The 13,316-nt window shown below is 43.6% G+C and carries 9 protein-coding genes; 6 read left to right on the top strand and 3 right to left on the bottom strand.

From position 1 onward, the window contains the following. The first annotated feature begins 17 nt into the window (after positions 1-17). From ACU01J_RS17820 to ACU01J_RS17800, 5 genes are all read left to right on the top strand, one after another. Positions 18-3,551 (top strand): hypothetical protein, encoded by a 3,534-nt coding sequence (locus ACU01J_RS17820; RefSeq protein ID WP_481086916.1) that lies wholly within the window; start codon positions 18-20, stop codon positions 3,549-3,551. An 8-nt stretch (positions 3,552-3,559) separates the two neighbouring features. After that, on the top strand, positions 3,560-4,477 hold the full coding sequence (locus ACU01J_RS17815; RefSeq protein WP_481086915.1) for an OmpA family protein: 918 nt from the start codon (positions 3,560-3,562) through the stop codon (positions 4,475-4,477). Between the two features lie 47 nt (positions 4,478-4,524). Then, positions 4,525-5,376, top strand: coding sequence for a mechanosensitive ion channel family protein (locus ACU01J_RS17810; RefSeq protein WP_481086914.1), 852 nt, complete (start codon positions 4,525-4,527; stop codon positions 5,374-5,376). Between the two features lie 9 nt (positions 5,377-5,385). Beyond that, on the top strand, positions 5,386-5,781 hold the full coding sequence (locus ACU01J_RS17805) for a GFA family protein (RefSeq protein ID WP_481086913.1): 396 nt from the start codon (positions 5,386-5,388) through the stop codon (positions 5,779-5,781). A 260-nt stretch (positions 5,782-6,041) separates the two neighbouring features. Continuing rightward, a complete protein-coding gene (locus tag ACU01J_RS17800; RefSeq protein WP_481086912.1) occupies positions 6,042-8,069 on the top strand; it encodes an EAL domain-containing protein in 2,028 nt (675 codons plus the stop codon). Between the two features lie 51 nt (positions 8,070-8,120). On the opposite strand, the gene arsB is transcribed toward ACU01J_RS17800, so the two are convergent. Beyond that, entirely contained in the window at positions 8,121-9,200 is a 1,080-nt protein-coding gene (gene arsB, locus ACU01J_RS17795; RefSeq protein ID WP_481086911.1) for an ACR3 family arsenite efflux transporter, read from the bottom strand. Between the two features lie 80 nt (positions 9,201-9,280). After that, a complete protein-coding gene (locus ACU01J_RS17790) occupies positions 9,281-9,622 on the bottom strand; it encodes an ArsR/SmtB family transcription factor (protein WP_481086943.1) in 342 nt (113 codons plus the stop codon). Between the two features lie 166 nt (positions 9,623-9,788). On the opposite strand from ACU01J_RS17790, the gene ACU01J_RS17785 reads away from it, so the two are divergent. Continuing rightward, a complete protein-coding gene (locus ACU01J_RS17785; protein ID WP_481086910.1) occupies positions 9,789-12,539 on the top strand; it encodes a M16 family metallopeptidase in 2,751 nt (916 codons plus the stop codon). A gap of 45 nt (positions 12,540-12,584) precedes the next feature. On the opposite strand, the gene ACU01J_RS17780 is transcribed toward ACU01J_RS17785, so the two are convergent. Next, positions 12,585-13,202, bottom strand: a complete 618-nt coding sequence (locus ACU01J_RS17780) for an esterase/lipase family protein (RefSeq protein WP_481086909.1) — start codon at positions 13,200-13,202, stop codon at positions 12,585-12,587. Positions 13,203-13,316 lie beyond the last annotated feature (114 nt).

Raw genomic sequence — 13,316 nt, 5'->3', positions numbered from 1 at the left:
ACAAAGAGTGAATCAGTATGAATGCACTAAAGTTGAGTCGTATTGCTATCTGCGTCGCTGCGGCTATTCCTGCAGTCGTTGCTGCAAAAGATACCAGTAAACTAGAAAAGCTTGATACGGATACCACAGGTATTGAAGCCGAGTTACATCAGCAAGAAGATAGTTCGCGAATTTATCTTAAAGAAGGGGCGATTTGGGCGAGCCGTGATATCACTCGTTTTGAACCGGTTCTGGATGTGAGTGTTGGTGATGAGCTAGAAGTAGACCAAGGGAAGCTTGCCGGTAGCGTTAACTTCACCATTAGTTCGAACTACAGCTACTACATGAATCGCTACCAGATCGAAATTTACCGTGGGCGCGATCGCTCATTGTCACAGCCTTTAAAAGTTCTTACTGGTACAGAAGTCGCCAATGATATCGATATTGAATGGGACGGTACGACGGATGTTGACTACCAGTTTAATGTTGGTGAGCAGCTTCAGTTCCGCTTTAAAGCGTGGGATAAAGACGGCAACATGGATGTCACTACTATCGGTGTCATGAATCTGGTGACAAAAGATTCTGAAATTGAGCTTGATCGTAACGATAGCGAAGACGACCTCTCGCGCAGCTTTGGCCGAGCTAAATTGATGCGCCATAACATCCCAACTAACTCTGGTTTGGCGAAATTTATTGGCACAGGGTTAAAAGGCGTCGATAAAGTTGTTATTGGTGAGGATGAATTTGATATTGAAGATGGCGAGCTGTATGCAGAACAGTTCTTGCCAGCGGACGCGTATATCTTTCCAACCAAAGTGGTGTTTGATAACGGTGATGAGCGCCGCTATCAGCTTTATGTACGTATTCCGGATACCTATTACGCTCAAGCCGGTTTGGCAGATATGTATATTGGTAAGAACCGAGTTACCGGTGACAGCGGTGCACTTGGTGTTAACGATCAATACCAAGACGACGTCTACAACCAAGGGCGCATTGCTTATTTCAGCCAAGGTAAGTTCGGTGACAAGCTGCGCTTGACGACACACTTTGATAGTAAAGATGGTCAAATCAAAGACATCTTTAAACATCCTTTCGCTGCTGACGATTCTGATGTGTTCGATATTCTAGAAGATGATGACGAACTCTATTACGGTGACTATGGCGATGGTGCGAATATCCATAAAGTGGTCAACACCAAAGGTAAAGTCTACTTCGATCTTGAATATGATAAGTCTCATGCTCTTTGGGGTAACTACAACACCGGAATTACTGGCACGGATAACAACGATTACAACCGAAGCTTGTATGGTTTTAAGGGCGATTATCGTACCCGTTCTACTACCAAGTTTGGCGATGACCGATTAAACGTTGTTGGCTTTGCAGCCTCTGCTGATTCATCATTTGCTCACGATGAGTTCCTTGGCACAGGCGGATCCCTTTACTTCCTACGTCACGGTGAAGTGGTGCCAGGGAGTGATAAAGTCTATGTCAAAGTGGTTAACAAGGACTCCGGTATTTCTGAAAAAGAGCTGCCGCTTCAATCAGGCCGTGACTATGAGATTGACCCTTACCAAGGTCGAATTATCTTAACACGTCCACTCAACAACATTATCTCTGACAGTTTCGGCTCAGTGATTGATGATACGCCAACCGACGGTTACGAAAATTACTTAGCGGTTGACTATGAATTTGTTCCTCAGGGTTCTGATGTTAAAGACTCTATGACATACGGTGGTCGTATTAAAGGTTGGGCGAACGATTATATTGGTATTGGTGCCAACTACGTATCGGAAGAAAAAGACGGCCAAGACTACGAAGCCTATGGAACAGACCTGACTTTAAGAGCAACGGAAGGTACTTACATTAAGGCGGAATTTGCTCAAAGTGAAGGGCGTCAGACGGATTCGAACTTCGTTTCCTTCGATGGCGGTTTAACCTTTACCCCGATCGGTACCGACTTAGATGAGCGCAAGGGTAACTCGATCCAAGTTAAAGGTGTCGCCAGCCTTTATGATATTGCACCAAACATTTTCGGTGTTGTCGGTAACGACATTAAAGCTTGGTATAAAGAGAAAGACGCCGGCTACAGCTACGCAAGCCAAAGTGATGACCTAGAACAACTCTCATATGGTTCAGAGCTTCGCCTTCAAGCAACAGACAGATTGAGCTTTGCTACGCGTTATACCTCGATAGAGGAGACAGAAATTGATGGCTCCAAGCAAACGGATACACAGCAGGCGGAATTAGAAGCGCAGTTCAAAGTGACTGACCATATCAAAGTGTCGGCTGCCGGTAAGCAGGTGGATGAACTTAACCGAGAAAATGAAAAAGGCAAGGGGACACTGGCGGGTATGCGAGCCGACTATATCTGGGATAGTGACAATAGTGTCTACGTGAAAGGACAAACGACGGTCGATAAAACTAACCAGTATGATGATAACGACAGTGTGTCTGTTGGTGCAGAATTTAGAGTATTAGAAGATCTTTCACTTGGTGCTGAATACACCACAGGTGATCGTGGTGATGCAACGGAAGCGACAGCGAGTTATGACATTACCGATAGCTACACGACTTACGTCACCTACACTGACGACAACTATGAAGGTGAAAACAACGTTATTATCGGCCAACGTGCTGACCTAACGTCTAATGTCGACTTTTACCAAGAAAACCAGTTTGTTGACGAGAACAACGGCAAGGGTCGTATTGATTCATTTGGTTTTGGGTACGACATGACAGATGACATCGACTTCGGTATTGGTTATCAGCAAGGTGAGATTGAGAAAAAGAACGAACTCGATCCAACGGTTTTAGAAGTGACAGAGCGTAAAGCCGCGACCTTCACCGCCAATATCGATATCGATGATGTGAGTTTAAAACACAAACTGGAATATCGCGTCGATAAAGGTAACGAAAATGTCGATCCAAACCGTCGTCGAGTTGACCAGTTTGTCACAACTAACCGCTATACTCAGAACCTGACTGAAGAGTACACGCTGTTTGGTAAGTACAATTACTCGAAGTCTATTAGTAAAGACACCGATGAAACGTTAGCGCGTTTTGTTGAGGCAACAGGTGGGTTAGCGTATCGCCCTATTTATAACGATCGCTTGAACTTGTTGAGCCGTTACACCTACATTGCAGATAAAGATAACTTAGATCGTAATGTCGACTACTCTGACGAAGAGTCACATATCGTTGAAGTGGAAGGGATCTACTCTGTTAATGCCAAAGTCGATGTCGGCGCGAAGTACGGCCATAAAGACAAAAAAGAGACCTTTGAGCGTGCTTCGGGAAACAATGAAGTCGTTGAAAGCAACATTAACCTATACGGTTTGAGCGCTTCATACCACGTGATCAAAGAGTGGGATGTGACGGGTGAGTACCACTGGAAAACCGACACGCTAAATGATGAACTGGAACATGGTGCGTTGATCTCAGTAAATAAGCATTTATCTGATAACTTCAAAGTGGGTATTGGTTATAACTTCTCTGGCTTTGACAGTAACTTAGCCAATGATGATGATTATGATGCCAATGGTGTCTTCATCAACCTTATCGGTAAGATCTAAGGAACAACATGAAAAATACAGTGAGAGCGGTAACCGCTCTGGCGGCAACTATGGTCATCGCAGCATGTTCTACTGATACCTACGTCAGCCAGGAAAATATCGACAAGTTTGGAGATCCGCTGATCGAGAAGTTTTTAATTCGAGAGTGTATCGTCCCTGAAAGGGATATTCGTATTGCGATGGCCTCTCACTTTGACTTTGATAAGTCAGATCTCAAAGAGCAAGATAAGCAGAGCATTGATCGCCTTATTAGCAGTATTCGTAAGTTGCATGGTCAGATTGCGATTGTTGGTCACACCGATTATCAAGGTAGTGATGATTACAACGTTAAGCTGTCGTTACGCCGGGCTGAAGCCGTAAAGGCTTATATGGAGTCACAGCTTGTTGCGAGTCGATACGACTGGGAAGTAAAATACTACGGTGAGTCTAAGCCTTTGGTTGAAGGGCAATCAAAGCAAGCCAATGCGGAAAACCGTCGAGCGTATGTGGTGTTTGAACAAACGCAAACTCAACAAGAAAATGAGTTTTGTGCGCCACCAGAGCCTAAACGTAAAGTCTTTGTCGCGATGACCTCACACTTTGATTTTGACAAGGCAGAGCTCAAGCAAGTGGATGAAGCGAGTTTAGATGAGTTTGCAAGCCAGTTAACTGGGCTCAATGGTCGCATATTGATTGCAGGTCATACAGACTACCAAGGATCAATCAGTTACAATGAAAAACTTGCTGAGCAAAGAGCTGAATCCGTATTGCAATATTTGCAAACCAAACTAGACCCTAATCAATTTGTGTGGGAAGTTAAGTCGTTCGGGGAGCTAAACCCAGTAACGCAAGAGCAAAATTTGGACGCCAATGCGCTTAACCGCCGAGCATTTATTGTCTTTAAGGAAGGCGATTTGCCAGATCTCAGCAGCGAGAGTAACGAGTAGAACCAATGGGGGCGATTAACGCCCCTTTTTAATAGCAGGAGTCGTACGTGGAGAAAGTACAAGCAGGCATCGATTTTCTTCTATCCCATAAACTGGTCTTTACCGCACTGATTATCGTCCTTATCGCGATAATTCGTCGTGTGATTTTATCCATGATTCGCGGTGACGTAGCTTTTGTCTCTGAAGATCAGCGTAGTTGGATGTCTCGGACCAAAAACGGCACCTTCATAATTACGGTGCTACTGCTGTTCATTCTTTGGCAATCAGAGATTAATGAGTTTGCGCTGTCAGTGACCGCGATTGCCGTTGCAATTGTTGTAGCTTCGAAAGAGATCATTCTCTGTTTCACGGGGTCAATTCAACGTGCTAGCTCTCGTTCGTTTCGCATAGGTGATTGGATTGAGGTGGGCAAAATCTGTGGTGAGGTGATTGAGCACAATATGATGGCCACCGTGATCCAAGAGATTGATTTGTACCATGGTCAATATCACTACACAGGTAAGACGGCCACATTGCCTAATAGCATGTTCTTCACTTACCCAGTGAAAAACCTCAATTTCATGAAGCGCTATGTTTACCATGACTTCGCTATCATCGTGCCCAAGTTCGTCAATTTGTACCCTTTGATACCACTCATGCTGGAAAAAATTGATGAACACACTAACTACTTCAATGAAGTGGCGAAGCGTTACAATGCGATGATTGAAAAGCACGCAGGTGTCGATTTACCTGGTGCTGAACCTCACATCCATATCACAAGCGGTGGTACGGGTGAGCAGGTAGTACACTTTATGCTGTTCTGTCCTACGGATAAGGCGACCCACCTAGAGCAAGAAATTCGTGCTGACTTTATGGCACTTTATGAGGAACGCTTTCCGTGTGAAGAGAAATCAAACTAAGGGATAAGTATGATTAACAAAGTCGGTGAAACGGATATCAATCTAAAACACAAAGCGACCTGCCATTGCGGAGCGGTAGAGTTAGAGTTGACGCTTCCTAATGGTATTGAAAAACCTCGTCGATGTGACTGCTCAATCTGTCGTCGCAAAGGGGCTATTGTTGCCTCGGTAAAGCTTGATGGCATCCGAATAGTAAAAGGAAAAGAGGTGTTAAAGCTCTATCAATTTAACACCAATACCGCTAAACATTTCTTTTGTTCTCATTGTGGTATTTATACCCACCATCAGCGACGTTCGTACCCAGATGAATATGGCTACAATGTTGGCTGCTTAGAAGGGGTGAACCCCTTTGACCTTGGTGAAATTGTCACAAATGATGGGGTTAACCATCCTGCAGACCGCTGAGTTAAGCTAGAGAAAGAATCAATAGGTCAGGATATTCTGAACGATAGTGATTGATTGTTGAGACGAAAAATAATCTGATTCGAAGTCTTCATGTAAATGGAGTATGTTTCGCGCAATTGCCGATATGAACTCAATCACTCAAGATTGAGCACAGCATAAGGAAAGCAACAACTCATTAAGGAACAGCTGGAAGTTCGGCAACAGTAGCGTGCAGGCAGGCGCGCTGGTTATCGATATAATAACGGCTTAATAATTCCTTAATGTACAACAAATCGATTTATAACCTATTCACTAAGGTTTCTGAAAACGCATACCTAAATGGGCTATGCAATGTTTTCGTTATGCTCCTTCCTGTATCACTATTGTCAGCTTTTACCATGTTGATTGGTAACGGCTTAGCTTGGTTTGGATACGAGTCACTTGCAGAATATTTAATCTTTATCAGTACGCTAGTGTGGAAGTTATTTCCATTGTTGCTGCTGGTCTATTACGCCTTATTCTTATCTACGTTACACAAAGTTTCGCGCACCATTATTGTCACACCATCAATATTGGTATACGTCATTTTGAGTAATGAGTGGGGATTACTGCATGCTGGCTCCGTATTACCAGCCAACTATCCATTAGCGATTATAACCCCATTGCTGGTCGCGCTATCTGTCCGTTATATGACAAGACGGAGAGTGTTTGTAAACAGTGACTTACCGAATATCGTCGATCAGTCAATCAACCTTATTTTTGCGACAGTACTACTGGTCTTTGTTTACACCGTCATTGGTCACGTATTAGGTGCATGGTTCCAATCCTGCACCGATGCGAGCGCGTTGCTGCCAAAATTAGGCGTTTATTCGCTGTTTGATGCACTGTGGTACGAACTTATCCGTAACCTGTTGTGGAGCATAGGCATCAATGGCCACATTATATTCTCGCCATATAAAGCGGAGCTGTACGAACTAACCAGTAGCAGCTTTACACTATACAAAGAGTGGGGGATTGACTTACCGATATTAACGAGCAATTTCTATGATATCTATGCAGGGATTGGCGGAGCGGGTAATACACTAAGCTTAGTGTTATGCATGCTCTTTTTTACTCGTAATAAGGGTTACCGAAACTTAGCGATCGCGACCTTAATATTGAGCATATTTAATATTAACGAGCCGATTCTGTTTGGATTACCGGTGATATTTAACCCTGTATTGATCATTCCATTTTTGCTGACTCCGCTGGTGGCGATCTGTATCGCTTACGTTGCCACGCTGCTAGGGTTAGTGCCTCCGATCTCGGAGTTTATTAGTTGGATGACACCCACATTTATTAGTGGATATTTGGCAACAGGTGAGCATCTTAGTGGTTCCGTGTTACAACTTGTCATTGTTATTGTTGGTATCGCGATTTACTTACCATTCTTTAAGCAAATGGACAAAGTGATTGGTAGTCATGCGATTTTCTCTAAAGGTTCTTCAGATGAGTTCTTTAACTATGAAGCAATAGGGGGTGGCCGCAATGTCGCCTTACTGCCTCATATGAGCAGTAACCTTATCGCTCAACGTCAAATTAGCAAACTGCAGCAGAGTGGGGATTTCGTCTTATTCTATCAACCTCTAGTTGATATCGAGAGTGGTAAGGTGAGCTCACTGGAGGTTCTCATCAGGCATAAAGCTAAGGATGGAACGATTACACCACCGAGCTTCTTATCGAGTTTTTCTAAACTTGGTCTGACGTCCGAACTCGATTTGTGGGTGATTCAGAAAGCGTTAGATGAAGTCTCTCCATTGGCGGAGGATAGCTCGTTCAAGGTTTCGATCAATGTATCGACGGAGACATTCTTAATCCCGAGCTTTGCTAAGACGGTAATTTCTTTGATTGAACAAAGTGCGGTAGCTTTTCATCAAGTGGAGCTAGAAATTACCGAAGACCTACTGATACAAGATGAGCAAGCAACATGGGGTGTATTCCAGCAGTTGAAAGAACGCGGCATTGGTATTGCTCTAGATGATTTTGGCGCTGGGTATTCATCGATCGGCTACTTAGGTAAATACGACTACGATAAAGTCAAAATTGATCGTTCTTTAGTTGTCAATTTGAAGCATCGCAATGGGCGAGAAATGTTCCGCTTAACCAGTGAAATTGTCAGACTGACAGGAGCACAAATTGTTGTTGAAGGGGTAGAGGAGCGAGAAGAATTAGAGTTTATTGCTGATCAGGGCATTAAGCTTATTCAAGGCTACTACTTTTATAAGCCGATGCCATTTAACGAAGTCATTGATCTGATCGCAGGTCATTAGGTTGTAGCTTAATCAGGAACCCCGGCTTAATTGCCGGGGTTTTAGTATCTATTAACGTTGCGGGTAGTACTTGCTTTTCATTTTTAGCGCAACATTGACAAGGGCGATCAATACAGGCACTTCAATTAAAGGTCCGATAACACCTGCAAAGGCTTGATCTGAGTTAAGACCAAAGACCGCAATGCTCACAGCAATCGCAAGCTCAAAATTATTGCCCGTCGCGGTAAACGCAATAGAAGCGTTTTTGTCGTATTCGATGCCCATTTTTTTGCCGATAAAGAAGCTGACAAAGAACATCACAACAAAATAGATAGCTAGTGGAATCGCGACTCGTAAAACATCCATAGGCAGTTCAAAGATCATTTCGCCTTTTAAGCTGAACATCAGTACGATAGTCGCAAGTAGGGCGATAAGTGTGATAGGTGAAACTTTAGGGATAAATACTTCGTTGTACCATTGTTCGCCTTTTAGTGCTGTTAGCCATTTACGGCTAAGGAAGCCAGCCAAGAAAGGAATACCAAGATAGATTAAGACACTTTCTGCAATATCGAGCATAGAAATATTAATGTCGAATCCTTGGTAGCCGAGTACTGGTGGAAGAACAGTAATAAATAACCACGCCATAAAGCTGTACGTCACAATTTGGAAGGCACTATTTAGCGCGACCAATGCAGCACCATACTCCTTGTTACCGCCACCAAGATCATTCCATACCAGCACCATCGCGATACAACGAGCAAGACCAATCAAAATGATACCAACCATGTAGCCTGGTTTATCACCAAGGAAGATCAGTGCAAGAACAAACATTAAAATAGGACCCACAATCCAGTTCATCACAAGCGAGAGGGTGATGGCTTTCTTATCTTTGCGGACCTTACCTAACAGGCCGTAATTAACCTTAGCTAAAGGCGGGTACATCATCAGGATTAAGCCAATAGCCAAAGGAATATTGGTGCTACCGACAGACATGGAATCATTCCACTCAGCGACTTGAGGAAATAAAACCCCAATGCCAATACCAATTGCCATAGCGACAAAGATCCACACGGTTAGGTAGCGGTCTAAGAAGCTCATTTTGGTTGAAGCGGAGATGGTTTTTTCATTATTGGTTGCGACTTGATGGTTCATGGCAACACTCTCTTTCGTTTATCGTCGAATGACGATTGTTTAATTTTAAAATAAGGGAAGTAAAAACTTCCCGGTCGGAATTAGCTAAATACAGAGTGAAACAGTTTAGAGAACTGCTCAATCTCAGGCATATTAACGCGATAACATACTTTTGGTGGCATTGGTTCAGCAGTAATAAACCCGGCTTGTTTCAGTATTCTTAAATGCTCTGAAACGGTGGATTGCGCTAGGCCTAGTTGAGACACTAGATCACTATTCAAACAACCGCCCATTTTTTCCAAATTAAGTAGAATTTTAATAATTCTGACTCTGGCTGGGTGAGAAATTGCTTTTGCTTGAGCCGCGAGATGAAGCTCTTGAGCACGTTCTTGTTCAGAAGACTCAAACGCTTTGCTGGTGGTGGTATTACACTGAGATTTAATCATTCCCAATCCAATAAGGTTAATCGTCGAATCACGATAAATGATACGCCGATTGTATCAAATCTGCAACCAGAGCACGGAAATGTAAATAAGGCCATGAAATTTATAAAATAAATCATTCATTTGTCGTATATTCTCAACTGACCAATAACAATAAAGTATGGCTATGAAAAAGATATTTCTATTAATTTTATTTGTGCTTGTCGGATGCACACAATCAAAGCAGGAAGTGCCGATTGAGGTAGATTCTAGTTGGACTTCAGGTGTATTAGATAACGGGGTTCGTTATCACATTTACCCAACAGATGACGAGTCGGTTGCTTTACGTATGTACGTGCACATCGGTTCGGCCCATGAAAGTGAAAGCCAAAAGGGCTATGCTCACTTCTTGGAACACATGGCCTTTAATGGTTCACGTAACTTTAACTCGAATGACATTGTCGATTTGTTCGAGCACTCTGGGTTAACCTTTGGTGCGGATATCAACGCCTATACCTCTTATTATGAAACGGTATATCAACTCGATTTACCTGACTCAGAGCAGCTCAGTAATGGCGTTAAATGGATGCGTGATATCGCGGATGGGCTAGATTTATCACCTGAGGAAATAGAAAAAGAGAAAGGGGTGATTCAAGGAGAGTTTCGTCGAACACGACTTGAAAACAAATCACTATCTGAAAAGTACTATGACCAACTGATAAAAGGTACGCAGTTAGAACATCTTGATCCACTAGGTACCAAAGAGTCGGTGAATACTGCGACTTCTGAGTCTATTAGAGCATTTTATGAGACTTGGTATCACCCTCAATTAACTGAGGTAGTGATCACTGGTGATATCACGCCTACTCAAGCTGAGAAACTGATTAAAGGTGAGTTTTCGACTTGGGAAGGTGGGCAACTACCTGATGGCACCGATATTAAGAAAGTTACGCTGACTTTGAATGATCTAACTGAGGTTATCGGAGAATATGACGCGCCTAGTATCTCTCTTCTCGTTGATAGAGCTCCAGCGGCGATAGAGACTCGTAGTGGCCTAACTAAGCTTTGGATGGATGATATTATTCAACAGTTGATTTGGACGCGTCTAGATACCAACTTGGCTCAGGCTGCCCAGCCAGTTCAGAGCTTATACTCCTCTTCTTATTACATTAACTATCGACGCTATGCGCTTATGTCAGTGAGCTTTTCTGACGCTGACAGAGCGGCGACGCAGAAACTGTTTGTCGAGACACTTGCTTCGTTACGAGATCATGGCGTTTCTGAGCTTGAACTTGAAGCTGCCATGGCGTATTACCTTCAGCAGGTCAAAACTGTGGATGAGCAGTGGGACCAGCGCAGCGCGACGGATATTGCAGAGTCGAAAGTAAACGCAATTTCCTTTGGTGAACCGATTCAATCTAAGCAAGATTATCAGCTGAGCTTAGAGCAGTTCATCAAATACGTGACGTTTAAAAGAGTTAATCAGCAGCTTGCGCAGTTCTTGTCGCAAGAGTACAGCTTAGTGTTAGGTGCGAGCTCAGCAAGTCAGGTTGAAGCACTTGCTCTGACCATGCCGAGTGTACGTACGCAACTGAAGCAACAAGGCGTTAAACCCTTAATGTTAGCAGCGACAGAAGATGAGCTTACTCGTCCGGATGGTAATGGGGCGATCGTTAGTGAAAAAACATTAGAATCGGGCTTTACCGTCTGGCAATTGTCGAATGGTGTCGAAGTTTGGTTTGAAGCTGATCCTGACGCTGGGGAATATGCGCGCTTAGTGTATGGTAGCCAGGGTGGTAAAGCAGTACTGGACCCAAGCTTATATCCGGCTTCAGAGCTGGCGGTAGCGACCATTACTAGAAGTGGCATCGGAGGCTTCGATGGTTCAGGCTTAGATTCGTACTTGCGACGCAACAGTATCGAAATCTATCCATTTATTGGGTTCACGCACCATGGCTTGGAAATAGGTGCGCCTAAAGATAAACTGGCAGAAACGCTTAATGTGATGTTCAATATTGCGACGAATGCCAACGTTTCGAAAAGACAACTTGAGACGGTAGCGCGCGAAAATATTGAAGGCATTAATCGTTACCTTGATACACCGGTAGGGAAGTGGACACGCGAAATAAACCGCAACAGTTACTTGCCACAGAGTTACCACTACATGGTATCGGCACCTGAAATCTCGATGGTTAATGAGGCGCAGATCAAAGAGGTTTACAAGCAGCTCTTTTCGGTAAATCGTTCGAACAAGCTGGTCATTGTTGCTGACCTACTACCTGCGCAAATCAGAGAAATGCTACGTTTCTATGTTGCATCGATCCCACTAGAAAATGGTTCAAAACCTGCATTCTCTGCGGACTACAATCCGAAACCTAAGTCACGTATCGATATGCCAATTCACAATGAACCGAATAGTTACTATTTGGTTCGTGTGACAAATCCAAGCGTTGCAAACAATGACGTCGAATCTGTGTTTATCGACGATATGATTCAGCGTCTGCTTTCTAAGCGTTTAACAGAGTATATTCGAGAAGATTTAGGTCTTGATTATGCGCCAGATAACTATGTTACCGCTCAAGATAGTGAGCCGAGTACGGACTGGTTTATTGAAGCTCAGGTCGCCCCAAGTGATATCAGTAAAGTCGACGCTGCGGTCGATAAAGTAATTGAAGAACTGCTGTTAGGCGTTAACCAAGAAGACGTTGACTTGGTGGCAAAACAACTCGTGGTCGCCCTACAACCCTTAGCGGATGATACCGTAGAAAGAACATGGTTCTATACGCGCTATTTGATTCATGGCTATGGTGTTGACGCATTGACTGATGTAGAGGCTATGGCTCAATCCATTACAAAAGAGGCGTTTAATCAGCGCATTCAACAAGTTTTTGGTGAGCAATCGCTGAAAACGAAATATACACTGACTCCGAAAGAATAGCTGAGTGACTTACCGATAAAAGCAGCGTCTTTAAGCGCTGCTTTTTTAGTTTTGGAAGCAATTGTTTTGGATAAAATGATGGATCTGGTTAGGTACCAAAGCACTATAAATCAGGCTTGTGTGGCTGCTTTTAATTTCGATATGATCAGTCATTCCCTCAAGCTTAGTCTCTTCAACCGTGACGGTCCCATCTGACATCATTCGATTATCCATCAGTAGTAAAGAGCGTACTCCTAATGGCAAAGTACCCGCAATACTGCCGAGTTTTTGCGGTAATGCCCATACACTCTCATGCTGTTTCAGGCCAAAGTCGGGGGAGTTTCCGAGTATAGCGCTCATGCCCAACTCTTGAATCTTGGTGACGATTGACGCGCCTTTGAGCGGTGAACCAATAGTAACGACGTGTGAGACTTTCGATGTGGGAAGTTGGCGGTGTTCTAAATAACGTTTGATGATCAAACCACCCAAACTGTGACCAACGAGAACATTGGGCATCGAGTCTGATAAGGTTTTGTCGAGCAGAGAGAAAAGACGTTGCTCATTAATCGCGACGCTATTGTACGAAAGGATCTTGGTACGATAGCCGTATTTACGGAGTTTGTGGCCAAGAGGCTGCATGACCATACCGTGCATATACAAACCATGCAGAATAATCACTTTCATTAACACCTCCTAACTATCTTTTTAATTCAGACGCTTAAGTAGGAGTCGATTATACACATTGTTGCCATAGAGCAGTCAATGTTCATGACTAACTTGTGAAAAGGAAAGGATCTA

The sequence above is a fragment of the Vibrio sp. 2433-A1 genome, from assembly GCF_056726085.1.
Note: the sequence above shows the minus strand (reverse complement) of the source record. Positions and strands in the feature narration are given on the sequence as shown.